The organism is Isoptericola sp. NPDC056573 (assembly GCF_042793335.1).
Taxonomy (GTDB): Bacteria; Actinomycetota; Actinomycetes; order Actinomycetales; family Cellulomonadaceae; genus Isoptericola.
Genome location: NZ_JBHTUY010000007.1, coordinates 25,584 through 43,366 on the forward strand (window position 1 = coordinate 25,584; position 17,783 = coordinate 43,366).

17 protein-coding genes are annotated in these 17,783 nt (G+C 74.8%); 9 read left to right on the plus strand and 8 right to left on the minus strand.

Annotation, left to right across the window (positions count from 1 at the left end; translation table 11 throughout):
• Positions 1 to 92 precede the first annotated feature (92 nt).
• Positions 93 to 1,037 carry an ROK family glucokinase gene (locus ACFQ8E_RS13415; protein WP_430551059.1) on the plus strand — a complete coding sequence of 315 codons (945 nt, stop codon included), beginning with the start codon at positions 93 to 95 and terminating at the stop codon, positions 1,035 to 1,037.
• A 52-nt stretch (positions 1,038 to 1,089) separates the two neighbouring features.
• On the opposite strand, the gene ACFQ8E_RS13420 is transcribed toward ACFQ8E_RS13415, so the two are convergent.
• Complete coding sequence (locus tag ACFQ8E_RS13420; RefSeq protein WP_430551060.1) at positions 1,090 to 1,626, minus strand: hypothetical protein; 537 nt, start codon at positions 1,624 to 1,626, stop codon at positions 1,090 to 1,092.
• 119 nt (positions 1,627 to 1,745) lie between these two features.
• On the opposite strand from ACFQ8E_RS13420, the gene ACFQ8E_RS13425 reads away from it, so the two are divergent.
• The gene (locus ACFQ8E_RS13425) at positions 1,746 to 2,465 is read left to right on the plus strand and encodes a lysophospholipid acyltransferase family protein (protein ID WP_430551061.1); all 720 of its coding nucleotides are present in this window, start codon (positions 1,746 to 1,748) and stop codon (positions 2,463 to 2,465) included.
• 18 nt (positions 2,466 to 2,483) lie between these two features.
• Here the strand turns inward: ACFQ8E_RS13425 and ACFQ8E_RS13430 are convergent, their stop codons facing one another.
• Complete coding sequence (locus ACFQ8E_RS13430; RefSeq protein ID WP_430551062.1) at positions 2,484 to 2,789, minus strand: hypothetical protein; 306 nt, start codon at positions 2,787 to 2,789, stop codon at positions 2,484 to 2,486.
• A gap of 84 nt (positions 2,790 to 2,873) precedes the next feature.
• The gene (locus tag ACFQ8E_RS13435) at positions 2,874 to 3,143 is read right to left on the minus strand and encodes a hypothetical protein (protein ID WP_430551063.1); all 270 of its coding nucleotides are present in this window, start codon (positions 3,141 to 3,143) and stop codon (positions 2,874 to 2,876) included.
• A 170-nt stretch (positions 3,144 to 3,313) separates the two neighbouring features.
• Here ACFQ8E_RS13435 and ACFQ8E_RS13440 point away from each other — a divergent pair, with 170 nt between their 5' ends.
• Together ACFQ8E_RS13440 and ACFQ8E_RS13445 are read left to right on the plus strand one after the other, a co-directional pair.
• Positions 3,314 to 4,540, plus strand: a complete 1,227-nt coding sequence (locus ACFQ8E_RS13440) for a pyrophosphate--fructose-6-phosphate 1-phosphotransferase (protein WP_430551064.1) — start codon at positions 3,314 to 3,316, stop codon at positions 4,538 to 4,540.
• A gap of 43 nt (positions 4,541 to 4,583) precedes the next feature.
• Positions 4,584 to 5,945 (plus strand): class II 3-deoxy-7-phosphoheptulonate synthase, encoded by a 1,362-nt coding sequence (locus ACFQ8E_RS13445; RefSeq protein ID WP_430551065.1) that lies wholly within the window; start codon positions 4,584 to 4,586, stop codon positions 5,943 to 5,945.
• Between the two features lie 18 nt (positions 5,946 to 5,963).
• Here ACFQ8E_RS13445 and pknB read toward each other — a convergent pair whose 3' ends face one another.
• Positions 5,964 to 8,015, minus strand: a complete 2,052-nt coding sequence (gene pknB / locus ACFQ8E_RS13450; RefSeq protein ID WP_430551066.1) for a Stk1 family PASTA domain-containing Ser/Thr kinase — start codon at positions 8,013 to 8,015, stop codon at positions 5,964 to 5,966.
• Positions 8,016 to 8,063: 48 nt separating this feature from the next.
• On the opposite strand from pknB, the gene ACFQ8E_RS13455 reads away from it, so the two are divergent.
• On the plus strand, positions 8,064 to 8,495 hold the full coding sequence (locus ACFQ8E_RS13455) for an Rv2175c family DNA-binding protein (RefSeq protein WP_430551067.1): 432 nt from the start codon (positions 8,064 to 8,066) through the stop codon (positions 8,493 to 8,495).
• A gap of 34 nt (positions 8,496 to 8,529) precedes the next feature.
• Here the strand turns inward: ACFQ8E_RS13455 and ACFQ8E_RS13460 are convergent, their stop codons facing one another.
• Together ACFQ8E_RS13460 and ACFQ8E_RS13465 are read right to left on the minus strand one after the other, a co-directional pair.
• Positions 8,530 to 9,636, minus strand: a complete 1,107-nt coding sequence (locus ACFQ8E_RS13460) for a polyprenyl synthetase family protein (RefSeq protein WP_430551068.1) — start codon at positions 9,634 to 9,636, stop codon at positions 8,530 to 8,532.
• A 49-nt stretch (positions 9,637 to 9,685) separates the two neighbouring features.
• A complete protein-coding gene (locus ACFQ8E_RS13465; RefSeq protein WP_430551069.1) occupies positions 9,686 to 10,321 on the minus strand; it encodes a hypothetical protein in 636 nt (211 codons plus the stop codon).
• Positions 10,322 to 10,490: 169 nt separating this feature from the next.
• Here ACFQ8E_RS13465 and ACFQ8E_RS13470 point away from each other — a divergent pair, with 169 nt between their 5' ends.
• From ACFQ8E_RS13470 to ACFQ8E_RS13480, 3 genes are all read left to right on the plus strand, one after another.
• Entirely contained in the window at positions 10,491 to 11,783 is a 1,293-nt protein-coding gene (locus tag ACFQ8E_RS13470; protein ID WP_430551070.1) for a DUF4192 family protein, read from the plus strand.
• Between the two features lie 9 nt (positions 11,784 to 11,792).
• Complete coding sequence (locus ACFQ8E_RS13475) at positions 11,793 to 12,149, plus strand: universal stress protein (protein ID WP_430551071.1); 357 nt, start codon at positions 11,793 to 11,795, stop codon at positions 12,147 to 12,149.
• Positions 12,150 to 12,493: 344 nt separating this feature from the next.
• Positions 12,494 to 14,110, plus strand: coding sequence for an RNA polymerase sigma factor (locus ACFQ8E_RS13480; protein ID WP_430551072.1), 1,617 nt, complete (start codon positions 12,494 to 12,496; stop codon positions 14,108 to 14,110).
• 107 nt (positions 14,111 to 14,217) lie between these two features.
• On the opposite strand, the gene ACFQ8E_RS13485 is transcribed toward ACFQ8E_RS13480, so the two are convergent.
• Positions 14,218 to 15,645, minus strand: coding sequence for an FAD-binding oxidoreductase (locus tag ACFQ8E_RS13485; protein ID WP_430551073.1), 1,428 nt, complete (start codon positions 15,643 to 15,645; stop codon positions 14,218 to 14,220).
• Between the two features lie 137 nt (positions 15,646 to 15,782).
• On the opposite strand from ACFQ8E_RS13485, the gene ACFQ8E_RS13490 reads away from it, so the two are divergent.
• Positions 15,783 to 17,372 (plus strand): SpoIID/LytB domain-containing protein, encoded by a 1,590-nt coding sequence (locus ACFQ8E_RS13490; RefSeq protein WP_430551074.1) that lies wholly within the window; start codon positions 15,783 to 15,785, stop codon positions 17,370 to 17,372.
• Positions 17,373 to 17,468: 96 nt separating this feature from the next.
• Here the strand turns inward: ACFQ8E_RS13490 and ACFQ8E_RS13495 are convergent, their stop codons facing one another.
• On the minus strand, positions 17,469 to 17,684 hold the full coding sequence (locus ACFQ8E_RS13495; RefSeq protein WP_429729875.1) for a DUF7455 domain-containing protein: 216 nt from the start codon (positions 17,682 to 17,684) through the stop codon (positions 17,469 to 17,471).
• Positions 17,685 to 17,783 lie beyond the last annotated feature (99 nt).

Below are 17,783 nucleotides of genomic sequence, written 5' to 3' on the forward strand. Positions count from 1 at the left end.
CTGCGCGCACCGCGCGCCCCCGGCGCCGCGACGGCGACCGGGTGTTGCGCCGTGTGGACGCGGCGTCCCGACACATGAACGCGAGGTCCTGCATGCACGCCATCGGAGTCGACATCGGCGGCACCAAGATTGCCGTGGGTGTGGTGGACGAGGCGGGCAAGATCCTCGCGAAGGTGCGGCGCGAGACGGTCGCCGACGACGTCGCCTCGATCGACCGGGCGATCGCGGACGCGTGCACCGAGCTGGCCAAGGAGCACGAGATCGGCGCGATCGGCCTCGCCGCCGCCGGGTTCGTGAGCCCCGACCGGCGCTCGGTGCTCTTCGCACCGAACATCGCCTGGCGCGAGTACCCGCTGGCCGAGCGGATCGAGGGCCTGCTGGACGTCGACGTCCCCGTGGTCGTCGAGAACGACGCGAACGCGGCGGGCTGGGCGGAGTTCCGGTTCGGCGCCGCCCGCGAGGCCACCGACATGCTCATGCTGACGGTCGGCACCGGGCTTGGCGGCGCGATCGTGGTGGACCGCGAGCTCGTGCGCGGCAAGTGGGGCGTCGCGGCCGAGGTGGGCCACATGCGCGTCGTCCCGGGCGGCCACTACTGCGGCTGCGGCCACGAGGGCTGCTGGGAGCAGTACGCGTCCGGCACGGCCCTGGTGCGTGACGCGAAGCAGGCCGTGATCGCCCAGCCGGAACGGTCGGCCCGGCTGGTCGAGCTCGCCGGCGGCGACGTGTCCGCCCTCGAGGGCCCGCACGTCACGCAGGCGGCGCAGGAGGGTGACGAGCTCGCGGTCGAGCTGCTGGCGACGCTGGGCCGGTGGATCGGCGAGGGCTCCGCGTCCGTCGCCGCGCTGCTGGACCCCGAGCTGATCGTCATCGGTGGGGGCGTCGGCGCGGCCGGTGACCTGCTGCTCCTGCCCGTGCGCAAGGCCTACGAGGCGCAGCTCTCGGCCCTCGGGCACCGCCCGGTCGCCCAGATCGAGCTCGCCGAGCACGGCAACGAGGCGGGCATCATCGGCGCCGCCGACCTCGCCCGTCGCTGACCCGACCGTCCCTCCGGCCGGTCGGCTCGCCCGACCAGCCCTCCCGGGTCGGTCAGACGACGGCGCCCGTGCTGTGGTCGTCCGGGTCGCGGCGGTGCGGCATCCGCCAGATCAGGACGCCGAGCGCGACGAGGAAGAGGACTCCGGCGACCGGGCCGGACCATCCGGGGATGCGCAGGGCCGGCACGGCGGCGCGCAGGACGACGCCGAGCACGACGAGCACCGGCACCCCGACGACCGCCGCCCACGCGAGGGTGAGGAGGGGGTCGCGGGACAGGACCGGGTCCGGCTCCGGCGGCGTGAAGTGAGACTCCGTCTCTTCGAGCTCCTCGATCTCCGGCGTGACGGGCCAGTCGCGGGGACCCGGGCTCACCACCCGTCCGGGCGGCGGTGCGGCCTCCTCGCGGCGCTGGTCCGCGGTCGTGTCCTCGGTCGTGTCGCCCGCAGGCTCGTCCGGACGGTCGGCGTCGGCGGGCTCGTCGAGGGGCCCCAGCTGCGCGACGATGTCGGCCCAGCGGGCCTCGACGGCGTCGTCGGGCAGGTCGTCGTCCGGCAGGTCCGGTTCGGCGTCCGGGTTCGGTACGGGCATGGGTTCACTCTATTGTCGTGGGCGATGCTTCGTGTCGACGGTCCCGCCCGTCGGCGCCACGGCCCGTCACCGGCGGTCCGCTGAGCGGGGCGCCGTGCAGCACTGGGCGAGGAGGACAGTTGTTCTACTGGGTGATGAAGAACGTGGTGGTGGGGCCGTGGCTCCGGCTGGCGTTCCGCCCCTGGACGAAGGGCGTCGAGAACGTCCCGACCTCCGGCCCGGCGATCCTCGCGAGCAACCATCTCGCCGTCATCGACTCGTTCGTCCTGCCGCTCGTGCTCGACCGCCAGGTCCAGTTCCTCGGCAAGTCGGACTACTTCACCGGCGGCGGAGTCCGGGGCCGGATGGTGGCCGGCTTCATGCGCGGCGTCGGGACGATCCCGGTGGACCGGTCCGGCGGCAAGGCCAGCGAGGCCGCGCTGAACACCGGGCTGCGCGTGCTCGACGACGGCGACCTGTTCGGCATCTACCCCGAGGGCACCCGCAGCCCCGACGGGCGGCTGTACCGCGGCAAGACCGGCGTCGCCCGCCTCGCCCTGGAGTCCGGCGCCCCCGTGATCCCGGTGGCGATGGTGGGCACCGACGTCGCGCAGCCGATCGGCCGGTCGATCCCCAAGCCGATGCCGATCGGGATGGTCTTCGGCGAGCCCCTCGACTTCAGCCGCTACCGGGGGATGGAGGGCGACCGTTTCGTGCTGCGGTCGGTGACCGACGAGATCATGTACGCCATCCTGCGGCTGTCCGAGCAGGAGTACGTCGACGTGTACGCGGCCACGATGAAGGCGCGCCTCGCGGCGGCCCAGCACCAGCCGCCGGAGGAGCCCGGCGCCGGGTCCTGAGCCGCCTCGGCCCACCGCTCAGCCCACCGCTCGGCCCACCGAAAGGCTCAGCCACGCGTCCGGCGGCACGTCGGGGCGGCCGGGGACCGCGCGGTGGGCGACCGACCACGCGTCGCCCGCGACGTCGGTCGCGACGCGTGGCCAGAACGCCGCCGCGGCGGCGTTGGCGTCCTGGAACGCGATCTCCCACGGCCCGGGCACGTCCCGCAGCACGGCGGCGGCGACGTCGCGCCCGACGCCCTGCTGCCGGGCCGCGCGCACCACGAAGAACGCCGACAGCACCCGGGTCGGCGCGTCGAGCCCCCGGACCAGGGCGAACGCCACGGGTCGCTCGCCCGTCCGTCCACCCGCCCCGGTCGCGTCGCCGTCGACCGTCGCCAGGTACCCGCGCCAGACCGCGGGACGTCGTCACCTCCCGTCCTCGTCCCCCTGCGCGTCGTGTTCGATCCCGTCGATCCCGTCGATCCCGTCGATCTCGTCCAGGGCGGCGCGGAGCCGTTCGTCGCGAAAGTTCCCGTCGGGCCCGGGGAGCTCACCCGAGACGGCGGACATGTCGTGACGGAAGAGCGGCCACAGCCGCTCGAGGACAGGGCGGTCCGCCGGCGTGGCACGCCGGACGCGGACCGGCGGGCCCGCGGGGTGGGTGGACGGGTCGGGGAGGGGCGCAGGTGTCGTCATACGCAAGAGCCTCCCGGCGCCGGACGGCGGGGGAGGCTCGCCCGACATCATCGCACGGCGGGGCCCCGGAGCGCGCGGTGCGTTCGCCCGCCGGACGTGCGGGGCCCGGCGCGGGGAGGTGCTCCTAGGATGGGAGGGTTCCCGTCCCCCACCGAGAGGTAGCCCCTGTCATGTCGGTTCGTCGCGTGGCTCTCCTGACCGCCGGCGGCTTCGCGCCCTGCCTGTCCTCCGCCGTCGGCGGCCTCATCGAGCGCTACACGGAGCTCGACCCGTCGATCGAGATCATCGCCTACCAGTACGGCTACCACGGGCTCCTCACGGGCACGAAGATCGTCGTGGACGAGGAGGGCCGCAAGCAGGCCGGCATCCTGCACCGCTTCGGCGGCTCGCCGATCGGCAACTCCCGCGTGAAGCTCACCAACGCCGCGGACTGCGTCAAGCGCGGCCTCGTGCAGGAGGGACAGAACCCGCTGGAGGTCGCGGCCGAGCAGCTCAAGGCCGACGGCGTCGACGTGCTGCACACCATCGGCGGCGACGACACGAACACCACGGCTGCGGACCTGGCCGCGTACCTGCACGACAACGGGTACGAGCTCACCGTCGTGGGCCTGCCCAAGACGATCGACAACGACGTGGTGCCGATCAAGCAGTCGCTGGGCGCCTGGACGGCCGCCGAGGAGGCCGCGGGCTTCGCCGCGAACGTCATCGGCGAGCACCGCTCCGGCCCGCGCATGCTGATCGTGCACGAGGTCATGGGCCGCCACTGCGGCTGGCTCACGGCGGCCGCCGCGAAGGAGTACCGCACGTGGCTCGACGCCCAGGAGTGGGCGCCCGCCCTCGGCCTGACGCGCGAGCGCTGGGACGTGCACGCGGTGTTCCTGCCCGAGCTGGAGATCGACATCGACGCCGAGGCCGCCCGCCTGCGCGCCGTCATGGACGAGATCGGCAACGTCAACATCTTCCTGTCCGAGGGCGCGGGGATGAACGAGATCGTCCAGCAGCTCGAGGCGGCCGGCGAGGAGGTGCCGCGCGACCCGTTCGGGCACGTCAAGCTCGACACGATCAACCCGGGCCAGTGGTTCGCCAAGCAGTTCGCGGAGAAGCTGGGCGCCGAGAAGGTCATGGTGCAGAAGTCGGGCTACTACTCCCGCGCCGCGGCGGCGAACGCCGAGGACCTGCGTCTCATCAAGTCGATGACCGACCTGGCCGTCGAGTGCGCGCTGCGCGGCGAGCCCGGCGTCATCGGCCACGACGAGGAGGACGGCGACCGCCTCAAGGCGATCGCGTTCCCCCGCATCGCCGGCGGCAAGGCGTTCGACGTCAGCCAGCCGTGGTTCGGCGAGATCCTCGAGGGCATCGGCCAGCCTCTGGTGCCCGCGAAGCCCGCCGCGCACTGACGACCCGGTCGCGCCCGACCCGCAGCCAGAGGAAGAAGCCCGCATGACCACCGCCGTCGACACCCCGCCCGGGAGCGACCCCGAGGGCCTGGACCGGTTCCGGACCCTCGAGGCGCGCCAGCAGCCCGTGTGGCCGGACGCCGAGGCGCTCGCGGCGGTGGCGGGCCGGCTCTCGCAGGCCGCGCCCCTCGTGGTGCCCGCCGAGGCCCGGCTGCTCACGGAACGCCTCGCCGCCGCGGGCCGCGGCGAGGCGTTCCTGCTGCAGGGCGGGGACTGCGCGGAGACGTTCGCCGACGCGAACGCGACCCGCATCCGCAACAAGATGCGCACCATCCTGCAGATGGCCGTGGTGCTCACCCACGGAGCCAGCACGCCCGTGGTGAAGATGGGGCGGCTGGCCGGGCAGTACGCCAAGCCGCGCTCGTCGGACCTCGAGACCCGCGACGGCGTGACGCTGCCCGCCTACCGCGGCGACATGGTCAACGGGCACGAGTTCACGACCGCGTCGCGCACGCCCGACCCGCGGCGGCTCGAGCAGGCGTACCGGATCTCGTCCGCGACGGCGAACGTGGTGCGGGCCTTCACCCAGGGCGGCCACGCCGACCTGCGGCGCGTGCACGAGTGGAACCGCGGGTTCATGCGCAACCCCGCCTACGCGCGGTACGAGCGCACGGCGGCGGAGATCGACCGGGCGATCCGCTTCATGGAGGCCTGCGGCGCGGACTTCGACGCGCTGCGCTCCGTGGAGTTCTACCTCAGCCACGAGGCGCTCATCCTCGACTACGAGCGGGCGCTCACCCGGGTCGACTCCCGGTCCGGCGAGGCGTACGCGACGTCGGCCCACTTCCTGTGGATCGGCGAGCGCACCCGCCAGCTCGACGGCGCGCACGTGGAGTTCCTGTCGCGTGTGGCCAACCCGATCGGGGTCAAGCTCGGCCCGACGACGTCGGCCGACGACGCCCTCGCGCTGGCCGCGCGGCTCAACCCGGGCAACACCCCGGGCCGGCTCACGTTCGTCACCCGGATGGGCGCCGGCAAGGTGCGCGACGTGCTGCCCGAGGTGGTCGAGAAGGTCACCGCCGCGGGCGTGGCCGTCACCTGGGTGACCGACCCGATGCACGGCAACACCATCACCTCCGACAGCGGCTACAAGACGCGCCGGTTCTCGGACGTGCTCGACGAGGTCACCGGCTTCTTCGAGGTGCACCGCGCCCTGGGCACGGTGCCGGGCGGCCTGCACATGGAGCTCACCGGTGACGACGTCACCGAGGTGCTCGGCGGCAGCGAGGAGATCGACGACGCCGGGCTGGCGCTGCGCTACGAGACGCTCGTCGACCCGCGCCTCAACCACCAGCAGTCGCTCGAGATGGCGTTCCGCGTGGCGGAGATGCTCACGAGCTGGTGATGCGCCCGACGGTGCGGCTCACCAGACCGTCAGGGTGACCGTGCTGCCCTTCGGGGCCTTGCCCGTGGTGTCCTGGAACCGGACGGTGTCGAGGATGCCGCCCAGGTAGGCGTTCTCGTCGACCTTGAAGCCCGCCTTCTCGAGCGCCTCGCGTGCCGGCCCGGTGTGCTTGCCCACGACGTTCGGCACCTCGACCAGGGGCGGGCCCTGGGAGATCGTCAGCGTCACCGTGTCCGTGCGGTGCGCGGTGGCCCCCTCCTTCGGGTCCTGGGCCAGCACGTGCCCCTTCGGGACGTCCTCGGAGTACTTCGGGTCGGCCAGCTCGACGACGAGCCCCAGGCCCTCGAGGTCGGCGACGGCCGTGTCCTTCTCCTTGCCCACCTCCTGCGGCACCTGCACCGGGGCGGGGCCGTCGGAGACGGTGAGCGTCACGACGGTGTCGTGCCGCTGGCGCGAGCCCTCGTCGACCGACACGTCCAGCACCTCGCCGCGGCCCGCCTCGTCGTCGTACGACCGGGCGGGGTCGCCGACGGTGAAGCCGGCGTCCTCCAGGGCGCCGGTGGCGTCCTCGTGGTCGGCACCGACCAGGTCGTGCGGCACCGTGAGCATCTGCACGCCGCGGGACACGACCAGCTCCACGGAGCCGTCCGTGCGCACCCGGTCGCCGGGTGCGGGCACGGTCGTCACGACCGACCCCTGCGGGACGTCGTCGTCGAAGGCGCGGCTCGTCGTGGTGCCCAGCCCGGCGTCCTCGAGCACGGCGCGGGCGTCGTCGGCAGCCACCCCGGCGACCCCGGTCGGCACCGAGGTCCACGCGCCGGGACCGTCCGCGAACCACCACCACGTGCCCAGCCCGCCGCCGGCGAGCACCAGCACCAGCGTGAGGGTCCACGCGACCGCGCGACGACGGCGGGAGGGACGCCGGTACGCCTCGGTGGGCTGCTCGACCAGCAGGTCGGTGGGCTGTGCCGGCGCGCTCGCCGACACCTCCTGGAAGAACGCCGTCGGGATCTCGTCGACCGCGTCCGTCCCCGCGCTGCCGTCGTCCTCGCCGTCGTCGGGCGGTGCGTCGCCGATCCCGGGCGAGCCGCCCGGCCCCTCGGCGTCGGAGGGACCGGTGCCGGCCCCGGGCCGCTCCGCCCGTCGCGCGAGCAGGGCGTCGTCGAGCGACGAGCGCAGCGCCTCGACGGCCGCGAGGGCGGCACCCGCGTCCGGCGGGCGGCGCTGAGGGTCCCGCGCCGCGAAGGACGCGACGAGCGCGTCGACCTCGGCGGGGAGCCAGTCCACGAGCGCGGACGGGGCCGGGAGGTCCTCGTGCACGTGGTGGAAGGCGACCTGGATCGGCGTCTCGCCCGCATAGGGCAGCGTGCCCGTGACCAGCTCGTAGGCGAGAACCCCGACCGCGTAGACGTCGGTGCGGGCGTCGCAGGTGCCGCTGGTGATCACCTCGGGCGCCAGGTACGCGACCGTGCCCAGGACGGTTCCGGTGGTGGTCGTGGTCACCTCGGTGACCGCGCGCGCGAGGCCGAAGTCGGCGACCTTGACCCGTGCGCCCGGCACGGTGCCGCCGGCGGAGTCGTCCTGGGGGCCGTCGGGGGCGGCGTCGTCACCGACGACGAGCACGTTCTCCGGCTTGACGTCCCGGTGGACCAACCCCTTGCGGTGCGCGGCGGCGAGGGCCGCGAGCACCTGCGCGACGACGTCGAGGGCGCGGCCCAGGGTGAGGGCGCCCGACGCGTGCAGCTCGCGCCGCAGGTTGGTGCCCGGCACGTACTCCATGGCGAGATAGCTGGTGTCGCCGTCGACGCCCTGGTCGTAGACCGCGACGACGCCGGGGTGGGTGAGGCGGGCGGCGGCGCGCGCCTCACGGCGGAAGCGGGACACGAAGGCGGCGCCGTCCACGCCGTCCGCGAGGTGCGGGTGCATCACCTTGACGGCGACCTCGCGGTCGAGCCGGCGGTCGGTGGCCCGGTACACCGTGGCCATGCCCCCTCGGGCGACGCGCGCGACGATCTCGTACCGCCCGTCGACCAGGCGGCCGAGCATCGGGTCGGTCGTCGTGATGGCCACGCGACGAGTGTAGGGGCGCCCGGTTCGGCAGGCCCGTAGGCTGGTCCGGTGAGCGACACCACCACGCCGGAGCCCGGCGCCCCCGCCTCCGGCAGCACCGACGACCGCACCGACGACCGCACCGCCCTCGAGTCCCTCGTGGACGAGTGGCTCACCCTGCCCGACGTGGCCGAGGCCCTCGGGACCGAGGTGAGCAAGGTGCGCGGCCTGGTCTCGGAGCGCTCGCTGGTGGGGATCAAGCGGGGCGAGCGGAACACGTTCCAGGTGCCCGCCGCGTTCCTCGTGACCGACGACGGGGCCCCGCGCGTGCTCCACACGCTGCGTGGCACCGTGCTGGTGCTCTCGGACGTCGGGCTGGACGACGCCGCCATCCTGCGCTGGCTGTTCGAGACCGAGCCGTCGATCGGCCGCACCCCGATCGGGGAGCTGCGCGCCGGTCGTCGGGCCGAGGTGCGTCGGGTGGCGCAGGCGCTGCTCTGACGCCCGGTCCGTCGGTCTGAGGGCGGCCGGAGGGTCAGGCCGCCCGGTCGACGGCGGCCCGCGCGAGGTCCAGGAGGACCTCGCGCCCGGGCTCGGCGAGCGGGGCCGCCGACAGCGCGTCCAGCGCGCCGTCCGCGAGACCGTCGATGAGGGTCTCGACGCCGTCGAGCGCCCCCGAGCCGGCGATGATCCCGCGCAGCCGCTCGACGGTGGCGGCGTCCAGGGCCGGGTCGCCGAGCCGTGCGACGACGAGGTCGCGGTCGCCCGCGCCCGCGGCGGCCAGCGTGCGCGCCACCAGCACCGTGCGCTTGCCCTCGCGCAGGTCGTCGCCGGCGGGCTTGCCCGTCACGGACGGGTCGCCGAACACGCCCAGCACGTCGTCGCGGAGCTGGAACGCCTCCCCGAGCGGCAGCCCGGCGTCCGAGACGGCCGTCACCCGCGCGGGCGACGCCCCCGCGAGGACCGCTCCGAGCACGAGCGGGCGCTCGACCGAGTAGCGCGCCGACTTGGCGCGCAGCACGTCGCGGGCGCGCTCCTCGTCGGCCGCGGGGTCCAGGCCCCAGGGCTCGGCCTGCACGAGGACGTCGAGGTACTGACCCACGACCACCTCGGTCTGCATGGCGTCGAACAGCGCGCGGGCCGCGGCCGCGCGCTCCGCCGGCAGGTCGGCGACGGCGGCCGCGATCTCGCGCTGGCACGCCACGAGGCACAGGTCGCCGAGCAGGATCGCGGCGGACGTGCCGAACCGCTCGGCCGAGCCCGCCCAGCCCGCGGCGGCGTGCCGCGCCTCGAACGCGCGGTGCGCGGTGGGCTCGCCGCGGCGCGTGTCCGACGCGTCCATGACGTCGTCGTGCAGCAGGGCGGCGGCCTGGAACAGCTCGAGTGCCGCACCGGCCCGCACCACCGCGTCCCGCTCGGGGCCGACCGCGGCGCCGCCGTGGGCCCGGTAGGACCAGTAGCAGAACGCCGCCCGCAGCCGCTTGCCCCCGCGCAGCAGCACGGCGGCCTGGTCGGTCAGCGCGGTCGCCGCGGTGCCGATCGAGGCGACCTCGCGGGCGAGGGCGTCGAGGTGCTCCTCGACCCTGGCGTCGACGTCGGTGCGGAGGTTCTCGAGGTCGACCAGCGACGCGGCAGTGGGCATGCCGACAGCCTATGCGCCCGGTCGGGAGGTCCCGACGGGGCGAGGCCCGTCAGCCGACGACGACGGAGCCGCTGACCGTCACGAGGCGGCGCTCGCCCTCGTCGAGCACGCCGAGGGTGACGGACTCCACGACCGGTCCCGCGTCCTTCTTCCCCTTCGGCGTGCTCTCGCGGCCGAAGGTGGTCTGGGCGGTGAGGCCGGACAGGCTCGACGTGCCGGACTCCTCGAAGCCCGCCTTGCGCAGCCGCTTGGCGAGCTGGTCGATGACCTCCTGCGTGCCGCGCTGCGTGGCGAGGTTGAGGGTGACGTCGGTGAGGCCGCCCTCGCCCGAGGTGGCCGAGCTGGCGAGCACCGTCGCGTCCTCCGGGGCCCCGAGCAGCTTCTCGGGGAACCCGTCGGCGTACCCGCCGACCGTCGTATCCGGGTCAAACGTGGGCAGGGCTGACGCGTCGCCCGGCCCCGCCTCCGGAGCGGGTGCCTCGGTCGCGCCGCGCACCCCGACCCCGGACCCGTCCTCTCCAGTCGCGGCGACGTCGTCGTCCGGTGCCCCGGCGTCGCCGAGCAGCCCGCAGCCGGACAGCGCGAGGAGCGCGGTGAGCGCCGCGGCGCCGACGCCGCGGGCCCCCGCCGCGGGTGCGGGACGCGACCGGGCCGCGCGGCGCGGAAGGCGGGGGAGCGAGGGCACGGCGCCTACCGTAGCGGCCCGCTGTGCCCTGCTCGCACGTCCGGACGGGTGGGACGCCGCGGACGTCGCGCGGCGACGCAGGCCACGGAGCCTGCCCCCAGGCGGGCGCCGTCCACAGCAGGGCACGCCAGCGGCGCAGGGGCCCGAGCGGTGCCCTGGGATCGGACTCATGGACGCCGCATATGCCACCGATCGCGCCGGGGAGTCCGGCCTCGCCTTCGACACGCCCGTCGTGCTCCGCTCCTCCCGTGACCTGCTCGCGGCCGTGCCGTACCTGCTGGGGTTCCGGCCGCGGGAGTGCGTGGTCGTCGTCGCCGTCACCGGGGAGGGCCGGGTCGGCCTCGTCGTGCGGACCGGACCGGCAGACCGCGGCGAGGCCTCCGGAGGCGACGTCGCCGAGAGGTGGGACCGCACGGACGTCGTCGCCCGGGCGGTTGCCGGGGTCGGGGCCCGCCTGGCGCTCGTCGTGCTCTACACGGCGTCCCCGCCGGACCAGGCCCGGGCGCGCGAGGCAGCCGGGGTGGCGGCGCTGGCGGAGTCGCTGGGCCCGGCGGTCGACGTCGAGGCCTGGCTGGTCGGCCCGGACGGCTACCGCGGCCTCGACTGCGTCGATCCTGCGTGCTGCCCGGCGCGAGGGCGGCCGGTGAGCGAGCTCGAGCACGGAGCGGTGGGGGCGGCGTTCGTGGTCGCCGGGCGGGCGGTCGCCGACACGGAGCAGGAGGCGCACCGGGTGCGCGCGCTGCCGGCGAGCGTGCGGGACCGAGTCGCCAAGGCCGCCGGACGCGCGGCGCGGGCGCGCGAGGCGGCAGGTGACACGACCCGTGCGGCGCCTCGTGGGACGGCCCGTGACGAGCTGGGGCACTGGCGTGCCGAGGCCTACGGCGTCTGGTGCGACCTGGTGCGCCAGGCGGCGGCGGAGCTGCGCACGTGCCCGGACGGCGACGTCGAGCTCCCCGCAGCACGACTCGGCCGCCTGGCGGTGGCGCTCGCGGACGTCAGGGTCCGCGACGCCGTGCTGCTGTCGTTGGTCCCGGGGGCGCGCGAGGCGGCGGACCGGACCGCCGGGGCGGGCGGGGACGCCGCCGTCACGCGCGACGTGGAGGCCGCCACGGCCCGAGCGATCGCCCGGGTGGTGGACCCGAGGGTCGGGGTACCGCCGGACGGGGCGACCGCCGACGCGGCCCGGCTCGTGCTGGAGCAGCTGGTGGGAGGCGCGCCGCGGCGGTGGCACGCGCCGCCCCTCGCGCTGCTGGGTTTCCTGGCGTGGTGGCGGGGCGACGGGTGGCTCGCGGCCCGCCGCGTGCGGGAGTCCGCGCGCCAGGACCGGTCCTACCGGCTGGCCGCGCTCGTGGCCGGCGTGCTGGAGGCCGCGGTCCCGCCCGGGTGGGTGAGCGCGGCGCGGGGGCCCGCTGTGGAAGGTGCGTCCGGTGCGGTCGGTGTGACCTGGCCGACCGTCGGGTAGCGTGCCCCCATGGCGATCGTCGTCGGACTCCTGAGCACGGCCGAGGGACAGGCGGCGCTGGCCGCAGCGAAGCGCGAGGCGCGGGAGCGGTCCGTCCCGCTCACGGTCGTCGTCGCCCGGGACGACGGCGGGCCCGAGAGGCAGGCGGTCGAGGACGACCTGGCCACCTCAGGGCTCGCCTACTCGGTGGTGGGCGGAACAGGTGACCTCGCCGAGGATCTGGTGCGCACGGCGCAGGAGGCGGGCGCCGAGCTCATCGTCGTGGGCCTGCGCAGGCGCAGCCCGGTGGGCAAGCTGATCCTCGGGTCCGGCGCGCAGCGCATCCTGCTCGAGGCGCCCTGCCCGGTCCTGGCGGTGAAACCGTGACGACACGCGCGGCGACCCGCGCGGCCCTGGAGCCGTGCGGTGTGACGCTCGCGACCGTCCTCGGGCGGGCCGGCGCGAGCACGGGTGAGATCCGGGGGCGCCGTGCCGCCCGGAGTTTCGCCCGCCGTTCCGCCTGTGCGGCCGGGAATCTTCGCGCCGCCCCGTACGTTGAGCCAGGACCGGGGAACGGACGACGTGGGTACGGGACTGGGCGCAGGAGCCCGTGGTGCCCTTCCGTCGCTGATGTCGCCGGTACAATAGAGGTGTCCGCCTGAGCCACGACAGTCCGAGTCGGAGGCCTTGACGGCGGTGCACCGTCCCCTCGAATGCCGAAAGGTCGGTTTGTGGCGTCCACTGCGCAGAACCCTGCACTTCCCCGCGAGTTCGAGCACCCTGCCCTGCAGGGCCTGCTCGCTCGAGGCACCGCCGACGGCCGGGTCGACGCCGAGAGCTTCCGCGCTGCCTGCGAGAACGCCGCGGTGGCGGACCCGAAGCGTCTGAAGGCGGTCCTGCGCGCCTTCGCGACCGCCGGGGTGGAGATCGGTGTGCCCACGGCCACCAAGGTCGCCGCTGCCAGCGCCGGCCGGAGCACGACGACGCGTGCGAAGGCGCCCGCGGCGCGGTCCGCGAGCCCGGTGAAGACCTCGACCGTGACGACCTCCTCCGTGAAGTCCGCCGCGTCGACGGACGACGAGCCGGCCGAGGCGACGACCGCCAAGAAGCCGGCGGCGAAGGGCGCGTCCACGAGGTCCGCAGGCACCAAGACCGCCGCGGCCAAGGGCGCGAAGCCGACGCGTGGCCGCAAGGCGGCGTCGAAGGACGAGCCCGGTCCCGACGACGTCGAGGACGTCGAGCTCGACGACGTGAACGACGCCGAGGACGAGCAGGAGAACGAGGCCGCCGCCAAGGGCGGCAAGGCCACCGCCGCCGCAGGCAAGGGCAAGGGCGAGGACGAGGAGACCGGCTTCGTCGTCTCGGACACCGACGACGACGACCAGCCCGCGCAGCAGGTCGTCACGGCCGGCGCGACCGCCGACCCCGTCAAGGACTACCTCAAGCAGATCGGCAAGGTCGCGCTGCTGAACGCTGAGCAGGAGGTCGAGCTCGCCAAGCGCATCGAGGCCGGCCTGTTCGCGGAGGAGCGCCTGTCCAAGGACTTCGCCGCCTACGACAAGACGAAGGCGAGCGCCGACGAGCGTCGGATGTACCGCGACCTGCGGTGGATCGCGCACGACGGCAAGCGCGCCAAGAACCACCTGCTCGAGGCGAACCTGCGTCTCGTCGTCTCCCTCGCCAAGCGCTACACCGGCCGCGGCATGCTGTTCCTGGACCTGATCCAGGAGGGCAACCTCGGTCTGATCCGCGCGGTCGAGAAGTTCGACTACACCAAGGGCTACAAGTTCTCGACGTACGCCACCTGGTGGATCCGGCAGGCGATCACCCGCGCGATGGCGGACCAGGCCCGCACCATCCGAATCCCGGTGCACATGGTCGAGGTCATCAACAAGCTGGCCCGCGTGCAGCGCCAGATGCTCCAGGACCTGGGCCGCGAGCCCACCCCGGAGGAGCTCGCCAAGGAGTTGGACATGACCCCCGAGAAGGTGGTCGAGGTCCAGAAGTACGGCCGCGAGCCCATCTCGCTGCACACCCCGCTCGGCGAGGACGGCGACAGCGAGTTCGGCGACCTCATCGAGGACTCCGAGGCGGTCGTCCCGGCCGACGCCGTGAGCTTCACGCTGCTGCAGGAGCAGCTGCACCAGGTGCTCGACACCCTCTCGGAGCGCGAGGCGGGCGTCGTCTCCATGCGCTTCGGCCTGCAGGACGGCCAGCCCAAGACGCTCGACGAGATCGGCAAGGTCTACGGCGTCACGCGCGAGCGGATCCGCCAGATCGAGTCCAAGACCATGTCGAAGCTGCGGCACCCGTCGCGCTCGCAGGTCCTGCGCGACTACCTCGACTGAGGCTGCACGGCTCGGCCCACGCGGCCGCGCCCGCAGCACGCGAGAGCCCCGGTACCGGATCGGTACCCGGGGCTCTCGCGCGTCCGGGACGGCGGCGACGGCCGGCGTCAGGCCGCCGGGGTGCCGTCCACGACGTCCCACCGGGCCGACGGGGCGAGCACGTCGTGGGGGTCGAGCCGGCGGCGCAGCGCCACCAGGCGCTCATAGGTCGGGCCGTAGGCGCGGTGCACGAGCGACGCGCTGACGTCGTCGCGCGGCCCCGCGAAGTTCACCAGGGCACCGCCCGTGCTCCACGGCGCCATCGTCTCGCACACCCGCTGGAGCTCGTCGGCCACGTCCGGGGGGCCCACGGGGGCGGCGAGCGCTCCCAGGAACACCGTGTAGGACGCCTCGCGGCCGGCGACGGCGTTCGGCACGCCCGCCGGGCGGGCGACGGCGCCGCCCAGCAGCCGGATCTCCGCGGCGAGCACGGGGGAGTCCGGAGGCACGGCGCCGAGGAAGGCGTCGACGGCGTCCTCGTCCAGCGTGTGCAGGAGGCCGCCGCGGTCCACGAGGGGCATCGGGGCGTCCGGGTCGGCATGCACCTCGCCGATCCGCGCGTACGGCAGGTCGCCGACCGTGTCGAGGATGGGCGTCGCGACCTGCCGCAGCGTGTCGACGAGCGGGTCGGGCGCGCCGAGCTCGCCGTGGCGCACGTACCGGACGACGAGCACGGCGCGGCCCCGCAGCGGCTCGGGGACCTCCGGCAGCGGAGGCAGGTTGAGCCGGGCCACCGACGTCGAGACCTCCTCGGGAAGGGACGCGGTCTCGGCCCGCCAGCGGTGGAGCACCGCAGGCGCGTCGTCGACGTCGAACCACAGCGTGCCGGCCCGGACCGTGTCGAGCGGGAAGAGGTCGAACGTCATCGCCACGACGACGCCGAACGCCCCGCCGCCACCGCGCAGCGCCCAGAAGAGCTCTTCGTGCTGCGTCGGCGTCGCCGTGACGAGGTCGCCGGCCGGGGTGACCACGTCGATCGCGCGGACGTGGTCGGCGGCGAAGCCGAAGGTGCGGGCCAGGGGGCCGAGCCCGCCGCCGAGCGTGTAGCCGACCACCCCGACGTGGGGCGACGAGCCGCAGAGCCCGCCCAGCCCGTGGACCGCGCCGGCGGTGAGCACCGCCTGCCAGGGGACGCCGGGCCCGACGGTCGCGGTGCGGGCGACGGGGTCGACGACGAGGGTGTCGAGGGCGGACACGTCGAGCAGGACGTCGCCGGCGCCGGTCGCGGCGGCGCTGTGGCCCGTGGAGCGGACCCCGACGCCGAAGCCGTGGCCCGCGGCGGCGCGGACCGTCGCGACGACGTCCTCGGGCGAGGCCGCCCGTACGACGAGCGCGGGCCGGTGGGCGAGCGCGAGGTTGAAGCCGGGGAGCGCGGCGTCGTAGGCCGGGTCGGCGGGCAGGGCCGTGGTGCCGTCGAGTGCGCGGTCGAGCTGGGCGGCGAGGGCGGCGGCCCCGTCGAGGTCGCGGTCGGGGGCGGCGGGAGCGGAGCTGGACATCGGGGACTCTCCTTCGGTGGACGGTGCCGAGAAGAGAGAGACGCCCGCGCGCCGGCGATGACGGTCGGTGCCCCGGGCCCCCGGGTGAACTGTGGGGGTCGTTCCCCTGGCCTGGGTCGATGTGGCAAGGTGTCCGCGTGCTCCAGACCACGACCCTCCCCGGGCGGCCCCGGGTCGTCGCCCTGCTCGCGCTCGTCGTCGCCCTGGCGCTGTCGCTCGCCTCGGTGCTCGTGGCGCCCCCGGCGCAGGCGGCGACCTGGTCGCTGACGGGCTCCGGCGGGGGGACGACGACGGCGGCGACCGGAAAGTCCCTCACGGTCCGCTACCTCAAGTCCGGCAAGCCCGTGCAGGGCGCGACGGTCACGCTGCAGCGCAAGACGGGGACGTCGTGGGTGAAGGTCCGCACCGTGCGGACCGGGTCGACGGGCCGCGTGTCGACCACGGTGAAGCCCACCGCCTCGACGACGTACCGCTTCCGGACCAGCCACGCCACGAGCGGCGGTGTCACGGTGCTCGTGGTGCCGGTGCGGTTCGCGATCTCCGGCTCGGGCTCGGGGCACGGTGTCGGGATGGCCCAGTGGGGCGCCTACGAGCAGTCGCGCTCGGGCCGTACCGCGGCCCAGATCCTGGGCTACTACTACCCGGGCACCACCGTCTCGACGGCGAACGACCCCCGGACCACCCTGGACGTGCAGGTGCTCGGACCGCCGTCGGACAGCCGGACCACGACGGTGCTGGCGGTCGGCTCCGGCGCCTGGCGGCTCAAGGACCCGGCGGGCGCGGTCGTGGCGAGCGGCGGAGCCTCGGAGAAGGTGACCGTCGGCGTCGCGTCCGCGGGGGTCACGGCCAAGGTGACGAAGGGCGGTACGACGACGAAGAGCGTGTCCGCGCGCTCCAGCCTGACCTACGAGTGGTCCGGCACGCGGGACTACCAGCCCACCGGGACGAAGGCGGTCGCGACCGTGGCCGGCGCCCAGGGGACCTACCGCAACGGGCGCCTGGTGGTGACGAAGCGGTCGAACCGGCCGAACGTCGTCAACCAGGTGGTCATCAACACCGAGTACCTCTACGGGCTCGACGAGATGCCCTCGGGCTGGGGCGCGAGCAGCAACCGTGGTGCTGCCGCCCTGGAGGCGCAGGCCGTCGCGGCGCGCAACTACGCGATCGTCGAGAAGGTGAAGGGCCTGAAGTCCACGTGCGGCTGCCACGTCTACGACGACACCCGCTCGCAGCACTACACCGGCTGGAAGAAGCAGGGCGGGAGCTGGGGGAGCGCCTGGGTCGCGGCGGTGGACGCCACGGTGCAGGACGGCACGGTGACCGTGCTGCGCGACGCCGAGGGCGGATTCGCGGAGACGCCGTACTTCGCGTCGACCGGCAGCGCGGGAGGGCGCCGCGGCACGGCGACCAACACGGAGGTGTTCGGGACTGCGGCACTGCCCTACCTCGTGCACGTGGCCGACACCTCCTCGGCCAAGGCGCCCGGCAACCCGTACCTGACGTGGAGCGACTCGATCACGCAGGCGAAGGCCCGGTCGGTCTTCGGCCTCGCGTCGGTGCGCTCGATCGCGGTGACGTCGCGGTGGTCGAGCGGCCAGGTCAAGACGCTGACGGCCACCTCGGCCCTGGGGACGAAGGTGTCGCGGACCAAGACGGCGGACGGGTGGCGCACCACCCTCGGCGTCCGGGGGTCGTGGGTCGGCTCGTTCTCGGGCCGCAGCAGCTGATCCTCGCCGGCCACGACCGTCATCCCGCGCACGACGCACGAGAGCCCCGCACCGGACGGTGCGGGGCTCTCGTGGGGTCGGTGTGCTGCGCCGGGGTCAGCGCGCCCCGTGCTCCTCGTGGAGCCGGTCCGTCTCGTCCTGGACGTGGACGGCGACACCCTGGTAGGCGTCCGCGTGCGCGCGTGCGTGGTGCCCGCAGAAGAGGAGCTCTCCGACAGGCAGGACCACTCGCACGTACGCCTGGGCGCCGCAGCGGTCGCAGCGGTCGGCGGCGGTCAGCGGCTGGGTCGGTTCGGTCGTCGTGGTGCTCACATGACCATCCAACCAGACAGGTGGCCCGGAGCATCCCCGACCCGGGCCGGGTTCGCTCCGGGCATAGCGGCGTGGAGCACACCCGGCGGCGTGGGTCGA